A 14858-nucleotide genomic window follows, 5' to 3' on the forward strand; every position below is an offset into this window, starting at 1 on the left:
CCCAGGGCCTGTCAGGGGCGCCCGCCGCGTCGCGTCCGGTCCTTGCGCGGCGGGCGTGGCGCGAGCGGGGCCGAGTTCAGCGTGCGGTGCGCCAGCCAGATGGTGTGGTGAGCGCCCTTGCCCGGCCGGGCGCGCACGGTATGGACGTCGACCCGGAATCCGGCGTCCCGGAGTCGCCTGGTAAAGCGCGTGTCCGGCGTGGCGGACCAGACGGCCAGCACCCCACCGGGCCGCAGGGTGCGCTGCGCGGCGGCCAGACCGGCGGGCGAGTACAGCCAGTTGTTGCCGTGGTGCGTCATGCCCTCGGGCCCGTTGTCCACGTCCAGCAGCACCGCGTCGAACGTGCCGTTGCCGCGCCTCAGCAGATCGGCCACGTCACCCACGTGCACCCGCGCGCGCGGGTCGCGCAGGGGGTACCCGGCGCATTCGCCGAGCGGCCCACGGTTCCATTCCACGACCGACGGAACGAGTTCCGCGACGGTGACCACGCCGTCCGGGCCGAGGGCCTTGAGGGCCGCGGCGAGGGTAAAGCCCATGCCCAGGCCGCCGACGAGCACGCGGGGCGCGGCGCGCTTGGCCACCGCGGCGCAGCCCAGGTCGGCCAGGGCGTCCTCGGACGCGTGCATGCGGCTGTTCATCAGCTCACTGACGTAGCCGGAAATCTGAATGGAGAACTCCACCATGTCCTTGCGGCGGAACAGCCGCAGTTCCTGATCGGTGCCGGGAATGGGGGCGCTGTCGAGCAGCAGCCAAGGATTCATTGCCGGTCCTGGGCCGGGCAGAGCAGCGGAGAACCGGCCGGGTGGACACAGGTGGGGTTCTGGAGTGGGGAGGCAGGCAGGGGTCGACCGAACACCCGAAGACTCTACCTGTAAGGTCCCCTGACTGGCCCGGCCCGGTCACACTGGCCGCCACGCCGGGCGACCCGCGAGCGCCGAATCAAGCCATCTTGATCCTGGGCTCATCCGGAGATCAGCACAATTGGGCTTCGTGGACCATGCTACGGTGGTCTCAACGCTGAAATTCAGCATGACCCTGGTCCTGAAGTCGCCAACGGGCTCCCCCTCAGCTACGACACTTCATTTCGGGGAAGCCATGAACCGACCTGACGACGTCAGCCACACGCCTGTAGAGGCGCCGGACACCCAGCCGACCACGCAGGACCTCGAGGTCCTCCAGGGGCAGTCCGAAACGGCCGAGGCGATCAGCCGGCAGGCGCGGCGCCTGTTCACCCACGCTCCCACCCCCATGCTGCTGGTCACCGCGGCCGGACGGATCGCGGACGCCAACCTGCGCGCCGGTCAGCTGCTCGGCCTGAGCCCCGAGCGCCTCACCGGCCGCCGGCTGGAGAAGTTCGTCGCGACCGGCTCGCAGTCCACGCTGGCTGCGCTGCTGAGGGGCGTCTTTACCCAGGGCGAACTCCAGAACGCCGAACTGGTGATGGTCACCCCGGACGGCGCCATACGGACCGTGCGTGGCGACGCGGTGCACGACCCCGGGGACGAAGGCAGCCCCGCCTGGTGCCACCTGAGTCTGACGGACATCACGGACCTGCGGGCCATCCACACGCAACTGCTCGATCAGACGGACATGCTTCAGGCCCAGCTGCAGCACCTCATGGCCCGCCAGTACCGGCTGGAACACGAGGTGCAGGACGTGATCCGCAGCACCCAGGCGCAGCTGAACCTGCACCTCGCCCGACTGCAGAACCTCCTGAAACGCCATGTCCGCGACGCGGGGCCGTCCAGCGACCTGACGCTCGCGCAGGACGCTCTGAACCGCACCCTGGGCCTGCTGGCCTCCCTGGACGGGTACGTGCAGGCCCGGCAGCTGAGGCTGCGCCCCCGCCACGTCGACCTCAACCAGGTGCTGCAGGACGTCCGGAGTGACCTCAAGGACGCCCTCGCCGGCCGGACCGTCGAATGGAGCACCGGGCCACTGCCCACGGTGTACGGCGACAGCCGGGCCCTGCGCATGATCCTGACCGCCTACCTGTCCAATGCCCTGAAATTCACGCGCACGCGGGAGGCCGCTCGGATCCGCCTGCTGGTGGAGGAACACGAGGGTGAGTACCTGATCGGCGTGCAGGACAACGGGATCGGGTTCAACAACCGCCTCAAGGACAAGGCCTTCGAGCTGTTCGGGCGGCTGCACCCGACCGGCGCGTACGAAGGGGCCGGCATCGACCTCGCCACTGTCCGGCAGCTGTGCGACCTGATGGGCAGCCGCGCCTGGGGGGACGGCAAGGTCGACCAGGGCGCCACGTTCTGGTTCGCCTGCCCGAAAACGGACTGATCGAGCCGGGGAACAGGGCCCCTCACTGCAGAGTGAGGGGTCCCTGGACGGTGCGGTGACCCGCCGGCTTGCGGACCGGCACGCGCCGTTCTCCACCCGGCGTGCCGTCCAGGCGGGTACACTTTGAGCAACTGAATTTCCACCATTGACACCATTGAAACGCCAGGAACCCGGGCGTACCGTGAAGCCCTCGAGACCGCGAGCGGCCCCACCCTTCACGCCCCGGGGCCGGTCTTCAGGAGGCTGCCCTGGACCACGCGACTGCACCCACCGTGTCGGCGCCCGTCCCCAGACCGGCAGGGAACGCCCGGCGCCCCATGACGTGAACCCGGCCGGGCCCACGCCAACTGCCGGACCCTGCCCGCGACCCCTGAGGCCGCAAGGAGGATCACCATGCACCGCCGATGGACGTGGGGACCAGCTGCACTCCTGGCGGGCGTCCTCACTGCCGCTGCGGCGCCGACCCCGGCCATCCTGCTGCCCTTCCGGGCCATCACCCCCGGCACTCACGCCTCCGGCCAGGCGCAGGTGCACACCACGCCGGCCGGCCTGACCGTCACGGTCCTGGCGCTGGACGGCCTCACCCCCGGCCAGGCGTACACCGCGCACTATCACGCCCAGGGCGCGGACCCGGCCGCCGATCCCTGCCAGGCGCGCGGCGAGGTCACCCTCACCTTCCCCCGCGGCCGGGCCGGCGCTGCGGGCCGCCTCACGCTGCAGGTCACCGCGCCCGCCAGCCGGCTGACCGGAACGAAGGGCGCGTCCATCGACGTTCACGCGGACAGCGCCCCGGCCACGCCGCTGCTGTGTGCGGCCGTGCGCAAGCCGGCCACCACGCCACCCGCCGCTGCGGCCGTGGTGCGCCTGAGCGCCAACCGTTTCGAGCCGGCCACGCTGCGCGTCAAGGTAGGCACCACCGTCGTCTGGCAGCAGGAGGACACGGCCCTGCACAACGTGATCTCGGCCGAGCTGCCCACGCTGCGCTCCAGCGATCTGCGCCGCGGGGACACCTACCGCCACACCTTCACGCAGGCCGGGACCTTCACGTACTACTGCTCGTACCACGCGGGCATGACCGGCACCGTCATCGTCACCGATTGAAAGGAGATGTCATGAAAACCCCCCTGCTGCTCAGCCTGCCCCTGGCCGCCGCCCTCAGCGCCTGCACCATGATGGGTCCGCCCACCACCCTCACCTTCAAGCACAACCCGGTCACGGCCGACCCGCAGGCCATGGGCATGGCCGTGGTCACCACCGGCATGGACGGCATGCTGACCACCACCCTGAACCTCACGGGCCTCACACCGGGCAAGACGTATGCCGCGCACTACCACGCGTTCGGGCCGGACTCGGCCACCGATCCCTGCGCCTCGAACGGCCCCGTGTCGGTGGGCTTCCCGTCCTTCACGGCCGACGCCGCGGGCCGCGCGACCGTGTCCGTGACCAGCGACCCGGCCAAGACCGCCGGGAACCTGGGCGCGTACATCAACGTGCATTACGGTGACGATCTCCAGGTGATTCCGCTGTGCGCACCCATCCGCACCAGCCGGACCTGACCGGCCGCCGCAACCCGAGACAGGGGCAGCCCATGGACGCCGAACCCCGGCAACGCCTGATCGAGCACCTCAAACGGCACGGCCCGACCAGCATCCGGGACCTGATGCGCACGCTCAGCCTCAGTGAGAACGCCGTGCGGCATCACCTGCAGGCCCTGGAACGTGAAGGGTACGCCTGCCGGGATTCACTGGTGCCGCCAGAAAGCGCTGGCCGGCCGGCCGTCCTGTACGCCCTGACCGAGAAAGCCGAGCACCTCTTCCCGAAGCACTACGCCGAACTGCTCGCCCTGTTGCTCGCCGAAGCCGACGCCCAGGCGGTGCTCGAACCCCTGCTCACCAGCCTCGTCCAGCGGCTGGCCGGCCAGATCGAACCGCACGTCCGGACGCTGGACCCAGTCGCCCGCCTGCACGCGACCGCCACCCACCTCAAGCTGGGCGGCAACCTCAGCGACCTGACGGTCACGCCTGCCGGCTGGGAACTCCGCGCGTACAACTGCCCCTACCTCCGCGCCGGTCAGCAGTTCGAAGCCATCTGCGACATGGTGCCCCGCGTCATCACCCTCGCCACGGGCCTGCCGGCCGAGCGGCCCGCCTGCCAGCGGGACGGTCACCCCGCCTGCCTCCTCACCATCGGCCGCTGAACACCGGCCAGCAGGGCGCTTCTCCGGCGTGGTCCGGGAAGCGCCCTGCTCGTGTTCACCGATCTCCTCCCAGCGCCTGACCTGCAGATCAGTCACCGCGTGTCCAGGACAAAGGTACTCAGGACGTACTTGAGAGTACATCTACCCCCCACTAGCATTCACACACGGCAATCACAACTCACATCCAGCCGCCTGGGCTGCGTCCTCCCATCAACCGTCATTCCCAAAGCCAGGAAGGGAGTGAATCATGACCACAGCCCACCCCACCTGGCCCAGGGACGTTCCCATCAAACTTCACCCCCAAACCCGCCGGCATCAGGCCAACCGCGAGAAACTCGAGGCCGCCGCCATCCGTGAGTTCGCCAGTCACGGCCTCCGCGGCGCCAAGGTCAGCAACATCGTCGCGGCCGCCGGACTCACCCAGCCGTCCTTCTACCGCACCTGGCCCAGCAAGGAAGCCGCCTACGCCGAAATCGTCTCTCAAACCCGGGAAGCCTGGTACGTCGCCGCCCGGCAGGTGCTCGACGGTCCCAGCAGCCTGCCTCTCAAGGACCGCATCTACTCGGGCGTGCACCGGCTGTTCCAGCTGCTGATGCACGACCACGAACTGACCCGGATGGTGCTGTACGAAAGCCGCCTGCTGCCCGACCGCTACGAGCCCTTCATCGAGATCTACACCGGGGTTTTCGAAACCGCCCAGCAGCGGGCATTGATCACGCAGCGTCTCCCGGCGGAAACCCTGGCGCAGGCCTATACCGCGCTGACCCGGCGCCTGTTCATGGCCCGGCTGTACACCCGTCAGCTGTCCGTCGAAGCCACCTCACGCGAAATTGCCGAGCTCGTCTATCCGCTCATCCGTCAGGAGGACCTATGAAACGCACCCTTCCCGCGCTCGCGCTGCTCGGCAGCTCCGTGGCCCTGGCCGCTCTGGCCACCACGCCCGTGTTCACCAAGGCGCAGGCGGACGCCGGCGCGAAAGTCTACAAAGCCCAGTGCGCGGCCTGCCACGGCACCAAGCTGAACAACGGCGGCGCGCCCAAACTGGCCGGCCCCGACTTCATGAAGAAGTGGTCGGCGCCCACCCTGGACGACTTCTACTTCATCATGCACACCACCATGCCGCAGACCAAACCCGGCAGCCTCACCGAGAAAGAAGCCCTGAACGTGCTGGCCTACATCCTTCAGCAGAACAGCTTCAAGCCCGGCACCAAGGCCCTGACCCTCAAGGCGCTCAAGGGCTACCACTTCAAGAAGTAAGCCCTGGGCCCGCACCGGCCCTGACCACCGGCGTTCACGCCCCCACCACGCTGCCGCCCCTGTGCGGCCGCGGCCCTCAACCTGTCCCCTAGAACGCACGCTCCAACAGGAGGAACACGTATGAAAAAAGCACACCTGCGACGACTGGGACTGGGAACTGCACTGCTGCTCGGGTCGGCTCTGGCCGTGGTCGGCCCCACCCAGGAGGAACTCAACAACGCCGACGCGTCCACCGACTCCTGGCTGATGTACAACAAAGGCTACAAAGCCCAGCGCCACTCCGCCCTGGACCTCGTCAACGCCGGGAACGTCGCCGGACTCAAACGCGTGTGCACCTTCGACACCAAGGACGACGGCGGCTTCCAGGCCACCCCGCAAGTGTACAAGGGCGTCATCTTCGTCACGCAGATGTACCGCACCTTCGCCATCGACGCCAAAACCTGCAAGGCCCTCTGGATTCACAAGTACGTCACCCCGGACTCCAGCGTGCTCACCACCAACCGCGGCCTGGCCATCGCGGACGGCGTGCTGTACCGCGGCACCCCCAACGCCCACCTGATCGCCCTCGATGCCGGCACCGGCCGTCAGCTGTGGGACACCAAAGTCGCGGACTCCACCGTCGGGTACTTCCACAGTGCCGCGCCCGTCTACTACAACGGCAAGGTCCTCATCGGGGACGCCGGGGCGGACTGGGGCATCAAGGCGAAGATGCACGCCTTCGACGCGAAAACCGGCAAGAAAGTCTGGGACTTCAACCTCATCCCCACCGGTCAGGAATTCGGCGCGGAAACCTGGAAGAAAGCCGACTCGACCGTCACCGGCGGCGGCAGCACCTGGACGAGCTACACCGTCGACACGGACACCGGCCACGTCTACATCTCCGTGGGCAACCCCGCGCCCGACTTCGCCGCGCAGTACCGCCCCGGCGACAACCTCTTCACGAACTCCGTGCTTGAACTGAACGCCGACACCGGCAAGTACGTCAACCACTACCAGCAGATTCCGGCGGACGACAAGGACTACGACACGGCCGCCGCGCCCACGCTGTACGAAGTGAACGGCGAAAAGCGCATGGCGGTGCCCACCAAGGCCGGCTGGCTCTTCGGGTACAACGAGGCCGACAAGGCCCAGGTGTTCAAACAGGCCATGATCAAGGTCACCAACCAGGAGAAACCCACCACCCGCCAGGGCCTGGCGATCTGCCCGAACTACAGCGCCGGCTCCCAGTGGTCCGGGGCGTCCTTCGACGGCGTGAACTCCCAGCTCGTCGTCCCGGCCGTGGACTGGTGCGGCGTGGTGAAGCTCGGCGAGGTGCGCCTGATCAAAGGCCAGCTGTTCTTCGGCGGATCCATGCAGCTCGACCCGGCCGACAAGGCCACCGGGCAGGTCCGGTCCTTCGACGCCGCCACCGGACAGCCGAAGTGGACCTTCAGCCTGAAAGGCACCCGCATCGTGGGCGGCGTGACCACCACCGCCGGGAACCTCACGATGTTCGGCGCCATGGACGGCACCCTGTACGCCCTGGACTCCCGGACCGGCAAGGTCCTCTGGAAGGACAACGTCGACAAGGCCCTGATCGGCGGTGGCGTCGCCACCTACAACCAGGGCGGAAAACAGTACTTCGCCGTCGTGGCCGGGAACTCCTCCAAGGGCGCGGTCGGCGGACCCAAGAACGTCACGGGCCGCGTCGCCATCTACAGCCTGCCGTGAGCAGCGGAGTGAACGAATGAGCCGACGCACCACACTGCACTGCCTGCTGGCCCTGCTCCTCACCGGCCAGGCCACCGGGGTCATCCCCGCGCTGAACAGCACGCAGGTCACCGCCGCCAAAACGGAAGCCGAAGCCATGAACATCCGCGAGAGCGGGTACGTGCTGGGCAGCTACCTGCTCAAGGCCTACAACCAGGACGTGTTCCTGGCCGCCAACTCCCCCGAAGTGGACGGCATCGTCCTGAGCACGCCGTACGAACAGGTGAGATACGAAGCCTACCTGGCGCACCTGGAAAACCACCCGCTCACCGCCGCGCAGGCCACGGCGTTCGCGAAGAAGGCCAACGGCACCCTGCAGTTCCGGGTGTACTCCCACAGCCCCTACCCCGTCGAGGACGAGGAGGAGCAGTGGCAGCTCGCCTACCGCAAGGATCACATCGCGGACGACCGTGACCGGGCCAACAGCTACCTGGACTTCTACAAGACCGCCAGCCTGAAGATCGGCAACCGCACCTACGCCGCCAAACCCGTCGTGGACGGCCCGTACCGCGACTCGTTCACGCTGCCCAGCGGCGACGCCGAAACGCGCAACCTGGGCGTGGTGTTCTACACCTTCACCGTGCCCAACATGCCCAGCACGGGCGCGTTCACCCTGACCTTCCGGGACAGTCAGGGCAAACCGTACACCATCCAGGGAAACCTGAAAGACCACAAGTAACGCGTGGCGCGGCGCGGCCCCACCCGGAATAACCACGGGTGGGGCCGCGCCTGATTTGCCGGGGCAGCCCCTTTACCTGACCGGCCGCCCCGGAAAGCCGCCGTTGACCCGGGCGCCGGGCCGGACTCACCCCAGCCAGCGTTCAACTCCCCGAAATCCGATGTCCCAGCGGTACGACGGGAGGTCATCCTGTCCCGGCAGGTCCTCCTCGGCCAGCACCGTGCCCAGGTGGCTTTCCATGGCAGCCCGGGCGGCCAGGAACCTCAGGTTCAGGCGCAGCACTTCCGTCCAGTCACCCTAGGGGATCCCGGCCTGAGGTGGCCCGCCATGAAACGCGCTGAGACCCGTCCACACCAGGACAGTCTCCCGCTCCCGCACCGCGTGACCTTCCTCGCGGAGGTTCACCTCGTCCCCCGGGGTGAGCCGCGCCAGATCACGCAGCAGATCGGGACTTTCTGCGTTGCCCTGCAACCACGCGGCGTTCAGGAAGTCTTCTGCGGCGCGCCGTGCCCCAGCAGAACCCCAGGCGCCCAGACGGAGGCGATGGGGACCGTACATGGCTGGATTGAAAGTGCGGGCACCGGTCAGGCGGCCCGTCCACCACATGAGTACCCCAGCGTCATTCTCGAATTCGAACTCCATTTCCTCGCCAGGCTCCAGCGGGGTTCCGGCCGGGCACTCCCGGTAAGGCGCGGCCTGCTGAATCCACCCGGGGAGCTCGGGCTGAACCCGGAAGGAGATTTCCAGCAACTTCACGTCTCGGAGGAGGGCCTCAGGGCTCAGCCCGTCACACCCGCTCAGAGCCGCGCTCCAGTGGGCCAGAACGCTGGAGTCGTTGCTGCATTTGACAGCGCAACGCCTTCGCCCCACTCAGGTGCCCAGGCGGTCTTCGAGGTGCGTTGCCACCGACGATGTGACGGTTCACGCCTCATGGTAGCTGCAGGTCTGCCTCCCCCCTCCCCCGCTGGACCCGGACTGGCAGTGAAAAACGCCAGGATCGAAATCCTGGCGCTTCTTGGTGGAGACGGAGGGAGTCGAACCCTCGTCCGAGAACCCGTTACGGTAGCTTCTACGAGTGTAGTTTCTGATTTGGATCTCGGCTCTGGGACGCGCAGAAACACGCTTCCGTCCAGCCCAGCCTCTTAAATTTCACCTGTGCTCAGAGGCGTCGGCCCAGGCTAGCCATCTTTTGTAAGTTCGCAGGACGCCAATGGCCGGGCTTCCTGGTCACTGCCTCACTTAAGCAGCGAGGGCGAAGGTGGTGCTGTTGTTGTTGCCAGTTAAAGGCTTGGTCGATGATTTACGAGGCCCACGACCATCCTCGACTCGCGGCGTTCCGCTCAGCGATCCCCGTCGAAACCGGGGCGTCCCCAAGAGGAAGCGCAGTGTACCACGTCCCAGGTGAGAAGAAATGAGCGCCAGGAGGTCATGGAACGCACGGGCAGGGCATGTCGTTACGCTTGTCAGTCGCCTTCAGACCTTGGAAGCGTCCGTGTCGGCGTGACGTTCCGGGTCACGCCAGTAGGCCTTCACGCGGACCTCGGCCTCCGGGTACTCCGCCTTCAGCTCGCGCTTGAGGAGCCGCGCACCGCTGACGGACGACACGCCCCACACGGCAGCCGGCGTCACCCCGAGCTGATGGAGCGCCCGGGCGCTGGCCTCGCCGGGCGGACCCTCACGGCGCACCCAGGTGACCTGGACCTGCTCCCGGGCGGGCACGTCATCCAGGTAAGTGGCGAGTTGCAGGTCGGTGAGTTCCACCAGCACTGTGACGCTCGACGTGAAGCCGCCGCGATCCAGCAGCCCCGCCAGGGTGGGAAGGCTGGTTTCGTCGCCGAACAGCACCACCTCGCCCGCCGTGAAATCCGGGAACTGCTCGTGCCACTCACCCTCCACCTGGACTTCGTCGCCAGGCTGGAGGCGGCTGGCCCAGACGGACCCGGCGGTGGCATCGTGGGTGAACACGTCGATCACGGCCCGCTGACCGGTGAGGCGGCGCAGGGTGTAGGGCCGTCCCTCGTCGGCGGTGAACATGAAGCGCGCGCAGTCGCCGGGCTGCCATGTCTCCCAGCGGTCCGTCCCCAGGTCCAAGGTGAGGCGCCGGTACGCGCCGGCCCAGGGCTCGTTGGCGTGGACGGTCCAGGTGGCCTGGCGTTTGGGGGCGTCCACCCCGAGTTTCTTCCGGGCTTCGCTGGCCAGGGCCCGGAGCGCGACCTGGGGGCTGGCCGCGTCGGGAAAGGCCAGGAAGTGGGTGGTCGCGCGGCCCGGTGCGTGCGCGGTCACGTCAGCGCCGTCCGCGTAGAGGGCGGTGAGGGTGGCCCCGGTGGGCTGGTCGGACGGCGTGAAGGCCTGCAGGCAGTAGAGCAGGTCCTGGGTGTGGTCCTGATTCACGTGCTCGATGAGGTGGCGGATGTGCTCCCCCGCCAGGGGCGTCCTGAGGCGGGCGGTCACTTCTGTCCGAGCATGGCGCGGCTGACCTCGTTGGCGAGGGTCAGGGCGCTGAGCGGCCCGCCGAAGGTCCAGGTCTTCTCGTTCAGGGCGTAGGTGCGGCCGGACTTCACGAAGGGCAGACGGTCCCACAGGGGCCGGACGCTGGGTGCGATGAACACGTTGTCCTCCTTCTGCGCGACGTACAGGAAGCTGGTGGTGTTCAGCGTGACGAGCGGCTCGAGGCTGACTTCGGTGAAGCCGTACTGGCCGGCTGGGGCCGTCCAGGCGTTGACGAGGCCCACCTGTTCCATCAGCTGGCTGAGCATGCTGTTTTTCGTGAACAGGCGCATGGTGGGGGTGCCGCCGCGGGCGGTGAAGGCCTGCGCGAAGATGAACTTCTCCCGGGTGCGGCCGGCGGTCTTGAACTGCTGTTTCAGGCGGGACAGGCGGATGTCGAGGGTGTTGAGGACCTGCTGCGCGGTGTTTTTCCGTCCGGTCAGGCGGCCCATGGTGAGGAAGGTCTGGCGCATCTCCGCGTACTGGCTGTCCCCGGCGTAGGGGTCGAAGACGACGGTGGGGGCGATGGCGCTCAGGGCGGCGTAGTTCTGCGCGGCCCGGGATTTGGCGGTGATGATCAGGTCGGGTTTAAGGGCGCGGAGCTGTTCGAGGCTGGGCTGCTGGCGCGTGCCGACGTCCTTGACGCCCGAGGCGAACCTGGGTGTGACGTTCACCCATTCCTGGTAGCCCTTGATGTCTGCCACGCCCACCGGTTGAATGCCGAGGGCGAGCAGGTTCTCGGCGTAGGTCCATTCGAGCGCGACGATGCGCTTGGGCGTCCTGGGCGCGCAGGTTTCTCCCATGGCGTGCTGGACGAGGGTTCCGCCGCAGGCGGCGGAGGCGGTGCCGAGCAGGAGGGCGGTCAGGGTCAGGACTCGTTTCATCTCTGGGTCTCCAGGTGTGGTCGGGGAGGTGGCACTGGGGCGGGCCGGCAGGCTGAAGGCCAGACTGACCTTGGCCGCACCGGCCCGGCCAGGGGTCAGTCGGACCGCCCCATCAGGCGGTGGGGAATGTGTGGGCAGTGCCCTTCTTGACTAATCCTACTAAACCACTCGGATTAGTCAAGGGAAGCGGGAATGCCGAGCGAGGAAGCGTCCGCGTTCCCCTGGAACAGAGGACTGCCCGGGCCACTTGGCCGCCTTCAGGTTTGGTAGTGCGAGTTTTTCCTGGGCCAACGGTCAGGCAACCCGGGCGATGACCCTATGCAGGCTGTTCGCTGCTCAGCCCCCGGTAGAGCGCAGTCAGGCTGTCCTGAAGAGCACCGCGCAGTTCGAGGTGCAGGGCGCTCAGCTCACTGCTGGCCAGGGCTTCACGCACGGCCGGGGCCGGCTCGCTCATGGGCTGGAGACCAGCGATCAGCGCCTGCGTATAGGTGAGCAGGCGGATGCCGCCGCCGGCTGGCAGGCCGGGCAGCGCCTGCTCGACCAGGGGAGTGAGGTCGTGCAGCTGCCCGGCGAGCCAGCGTTTGTGGGTGGTGGCGCGGGTGGCACTGATGTTGTGTTCCAGCAGACCGGCGAGCAGGGGAATCAGGCGCGGCAGCGCGGGCGTGTCCTGAAGCATGACGGTCACAAGGGTCGCCAGCGTGGCAGGCGTGTGGGTGCCGCCCAGCCGCAGGTGCTTTCCCAGGGTGGTGAGCCACTCGCCCAGCAGAGTCTCGTACAGGTCCAGGAAGAGTGCTTCTTTGCTGGGAAAGTATGAGAACAGTGCCGCCTTGGTCAGGCCGACACGGTCGGCGATCTGGGTCAGGGTGAGGTCGGGGTAGCGGGTGGTGGCGAGGAGCGCGTGGGCTTCGGCGAGGATCTGTGCGCGGCGGGCGGCTTTGGCTTGATCGGAACGGGCGCGCACTTGAGCAACCATAGGTCAATTCTATGGGGCAAACCATCGAGCACGCAATGAGCGCAGGTTTCCGCACTGATGTTGACTTAATGACCGCCGGTAGCTAAAGTTAACTGACCGCCGGTCAGTGAAATGACCATCCTTGCCAACACTGTCCAAGAACCAGGAGACCCAGATGACCATTCCCCCATCCACCCCCCATCCGCGACGCACCGCCCTGATCACCGGAGCCAGCGGCGGCATCGGTGAAAGCCTCGCCCGGCAAATCGCCGCGCACCACATCGACGTCATCCTCGTGGCCCGCACCCGGCCCAAACTCGAGACACTCGCCCACGAACTCCATGCCGCCCACGGCATTCAGGCCACCGTCATCGCGCAGGACCTCACCGCACCGGACGCGGCCGAACGCATCGAAGCGCAGGTCCTGACCCAGGGGCTCACCGTCGACTTCCTGATCAACAATGCCGGGTTCGCCTCCTACGGCGAATTCCACACCCTCCCCCGCGAGCACGAGCTCAACCTGATCCAGGTCAACATCACCGCCCTCACCGACCTCACGCACCGATTTCTGCCCGGCATGGTCGAGCGCCGCCGCGGCCGGGTGCTCAACGTGGCCAGCACCGCCGCGTTCCTCCCCGGGCCGCTGATGGCGGTGTACTACGCCAGCAAGGCCTACGTCCTGAGCTTCTCCGAGGCCCTGAACGAGGAACTCCGCGGCACCGGCGTACATGTCACCGCCCTGTGCCCGGGCCCGGTGCAGACCGGCTTTCAGGACCGGGCCAAGATGCAGGACAGCCGCCTGATCGCCGGCAAAAACCCCCTCCTCGCCCCCATGATGGATGCCGACACTGTCGCCCGCGAAGGGCTCCAGGCGATGTTCGCCGGGCAGGCGGTGCGCGTGGTGGGCCCCATGAACACAATCCAGACCCTCCTTCCACGTCTTCTGCCTCGCAGCGTCGTTCCGCGCCTCGTGAAACAAGTCCAGGCCCGGGCACACTGACCCGCACGGGCCGCAGTTCAGCCTCTGCCCTGGAGGAGCCTCAACGGCCTCATGGTTCCGCTGGGGTGAAGGACTCAAGTGGCTGGGGATCCTGGAGGAGCGGCATGTAAGGCACATGAGGGATGACACGAAACGGTCGTGTCACCCCCTTCGCCCATAGTGGGTTCCGGCGCCCCAAGGGATCCCGACAGCCATCCCCTACGCACCAGGGTTCTGGCCCCTTCCTGCAATCGGGACGAATGAACGGTCTGGAGCAGGCGTCCATGTATCCTGGGTGCACCCTGCCTGTGGGAACGTCGTACGGCCCGATACCTTATCCGTGTGAGCCGTCGCCCGCTGTCCACGTCTCCGGCACTGCTCAAGGACGTCCCATGCCCGCACCCGATGCCGCCACTCCCTGCCTCTCCCCTGCCGGTCGTGCCAGGACCCGTGCCAGTACCTCCAGACGAGTGCAGCACAGCTTTCAGGTCAGACCAATCAACCTGCCCGCCAATTCTGCGGCCGGTCATGGAGAAGACTTCAGGTGACCGCTTTGCCAGCCACACAGCTACATACGGTGGGCGACATCCAGTTGGCCTACGTCGACTCGGGTGGCCCGGGCACGCCGGTCCTCCTGGTGCACGCCGCCTACCTCTCCAAACAGGCCTGGGAAGCGCAGTGGACCGCCCTGAGCGCACACCACCGGGTGATCGCCGTGGACCTCCGCGGACACGGCGAGTCCAGCGCCGGCATCTGGCCCTTCAGCATTCCCCTGGTGGCCGAGGACCTCGCTGGTCTGCTGGACGCCCTCGGCATCCGCCGGGCCCACGTGTGCGGTCATGCCCTCGGGGGCATGGCGGCCCTGCACCTGGCCCTGCAGCACCCCGACCGCGTCCGCTCCCTTGTCCTGGTCGACACCACGGCCAGCGTGCAGTCCACCGTCATGCAGGCCGTCACCGCGCAGCTTGCCTGGCCGGTCATCGCCCTGACCGGCATCCGGCGGCAGGCCACCCTGATGACCCGCGCGCTCGCCCCGAACGACCAGACGCTGCAGCGGACGCTGCTTCGTCAGATCCTGACGTTCGAGGATCGTCCGGAAGCTTACCGGGTCATCTGGGACGCGATGATGAGCTTCGAGCTGCTGGCTGACCTGCCCAGGATCACCTGCCCCACCCTCATCCTGATCGGCGGGCGGCATCCTGTGACGCACGGACAGGCCCGACGGCTGCAGGCAGGGCTTCCGGATGCCGAGCTGCGGGTGATTCCCAGGGCTGGTCACCTTGTGACCATGGAGCAACCCGCGGTCGTGAACGACTTCCTCCTGCGCTTCTGGAACGAGCGCTCTGGACCTCCCCCTCTGGTTTAAAGGGCAGGGGGCT

The 14858-nt window shown here is 67.6% G+C and carries 16 protein-coding genes and 1 other RNA gene; 10 read left to right on the forward strand and 7 right to left on the reverse strand.

What is annotated here, in order from left to right; all coding sequences use genetic code 11:
• Positions 1-11: 11 nt before the first annotated feature.
• Positions 12-761, reverse strand: coding sequence for a spermidine synthase (locus DFI_RS15325; protein WP_022802625.1), 750 nt, complete (start codon positions 759-761; stop codon positions 12-14).
• A 334-nt stretch (positions 762-1095) separates the two neighbouring features.
• Here DFI_RS15325 and DFI_RS15330 point away from each other — a divergent pair, with 334 nt between their 5' ends.
• The 8 genes from DFI_RS15330 (at position 1096) to DFI_RS15365 (ending at position 8177) form a co-directional block, all read left to right on the forward strand.
• On the forward strand, positions 1096-2295 hold the full coding sequence (locus tag DFI_RS15330) for a sensor histidine kinase (protein ID WP_051308085.1): 1200 nt from the start codon (positions 1096-1098) through the stop codon (positions 2293-2295).
• Positions 2296-2688: 393 nt separating this feature from the next.
• Positions 2689-3396, forward strand: a complete 708-nt coding sequence (locus tag DFI_RS15335) for a cupredoxin domain-containing protein (RefSeq protein ID WP_051308083.1) — start codon at positions 2689-2691, stop codon at positions 3394-3396.
• A gap of 11 nt (positions 3397-3407) precedes the next feature.
• Positions 3408-3851 (forward strand): CHRD domain-containing protein, encoded by a 444-nt coding sequence (locus DFI_RS15340; protein WP_043778963.1) that lies wholly within the window; start codon positions 3408-3410, stop codon positions 3849-3851.
• Positions 3821-4492 carry a helix-turn-helix transcriptional regulator gene (locus DFI_RS15345; RefSeq protein ID WP_027463714.1) on the forward strand — a complete coding sequence of 224 codons (672 nt, stop codon included), beginning with the start codon at positions 3821-3823 and terminating at the stop codon, positions 4490-4492. The genes DFI_RS15340 and DFI_RS15345 overlap by 31 nt, the downstream gene beginning before the upstream one ends.
• Positions 4493-4739: 247 nt before the next feature.
• A complete protein-coding gene (locus tag DFI_RS15350; RefSeq protein ID WP_027463713.1) occupies positions 4740-5366 on the forward strand; it encodes a TetR/AcrR family transcriptional regulator in 627 nt (208 codons plus the stop codon).
• Entirely contained in the window at positions 5363-5749 is a 387-nt protein-coding gene (locus tag DFI_RS15355; RefSeq protein ID WP_022802618.1) for a c-type cytochrome, read from the forward strand. The genes DFI_RS15350 and DFI_RS15355 overlap by 4 nt, the downstream gene beginning before the upstream one ends.
• A gap of 120 nt (positions 5750-5869) precedes the next feature.
• Positions 5870-7459 (forward strand): pyrroloquinoline quinone-dependent dehydrogenase, encoded by a 1590-nt coding sequence (locus DFI_RS15360; RefSeq protein ID WP_081425926.1) that lies wholly within the window; start codon positions 5870-5872, stop codon positions 7457-7459.
• Between the two features lie 16 nt (positions 7460-7475).
• The gene (locus DFI_RS15365) at positions 7476-8177 is read left to right on the forward strand and encodes a hypothetical protein (RefSeq protein ID WP_027463712.1); all 702 of its coding nucleotides are present in this window, start codon (positions 7476-7478) and stop codon (positions 8175-8177) included.
• A 126-nt stretch (positions 8178-8303) separates the two neighbouring features.
• On the opposite strand, the gene DFI_RS20310 is transcribed toward DFI_RS15365, so the two are convergent.
• From DFI_RS20310 to DFI_RS15390, 6 genes are all read right to left on the reverse strand, one after another.
• Positions 8304-8459, reverse strand: a complete 156-nt coding sequence (locus DFI_RS20310) for a hypothetical protein (RefSeq protein ID WP_155864576.1) — start codon at positions 8457-8459, stop codon at positions 8304-8306.
• Positions 8460-8474: 15 nt separating this feature from the next.
• Positions 8475-8933, reverse strand: coding sequence for a hypothetical protein (locus DFI_RS15370; protein ID WP_027463711.1), 459 nt, complete (start codon positions 8931-8933; stop codon positions 8475-8477).
• 260 nt (positions 8934-9193) lie between these two features.
• Positions 9194-9549: a transfer-messenger RNA gene (gene ssrA, locus DFI_RS15375) on the reverse strand.
• 101 nt (positions 9550-9650) lie between these two features.
• A complete protein-coding gene (locus DFI_RS15380) occupies positions 9651-10628 on the reverse strand; it encodes an SIP domain-containing protein (protein ID WP_043778961.1) in 978 nt (325 codons plus the stop codon).
• Positions 10625-11548 (reverse strand): ABC transporter substrate-binding protein, encoded by a 924-nt coding sequence (locus tag DFI_RS15385; RefSeq protein ID WP_027463710.1) that lies wholly within the window; start codon positions 11546-11548, stop codon positions 10625-10627. The genes DFI_RS15380 and DFI_RS15385 overlap by 4 nt, the downstream gene beginning before the upstream one ends.
• 316 nt (positions 11549-11864) lie before the next feature.
• Positions 11865-12521, reverse strand: coding sequence for a TetR/AcrR family transcriptional regulator (locus DFI_RS15390; RefSeq protein ID WP_027463709.1), 657 nt, complete (start codon positions 12519-12521; stop codon positions 11865-11867).
• A gap of 154 nt (positions 12522-12675) precedes the next feature.
• On the opposite strand from DFI_RS15390, the gene DFI_RS15395 reads away from it, so the two are divergent.
• Together DFI_RS15395 and DFI_RS15400 are read left to right on the forward strand one after the other, a co-directional pair.
• Positions 12676-13500: an SDR family NAD(P)-dependent oxidoreductase gene (locus DFI_RS15395; protein ID WP_051308079.1), complete on the forward strand. Its 825-nt coding sequence runs from the start codon at positions 12676-12678 to the stop codon at positions 13498-13500.
• Positions 13501-14023: 523 nt separating this feature from the next.
• Positions 14024-14845 (forward strand): alpha/beta fold hydrolase, encoded by an 822-nt coding sequence (locus DFI_RS15400; protein ID WP_162145433.1) that lies wholly within the window; start codon positions 14024-14026, stop codon positions 14843-14845.
• Positions 14846-14858: the final 13 nt, after the last annotated feature.

Source organism: Deinococcus ficus (genome assembly GCF_003444775.1).
In the GTDB taxonomy this organism is placed as follows: Bacteria; Deinococcota; Deinococci; order Deinococcales; family Deinococcaceae; genus Deinococcus; species Deinococcus ficus.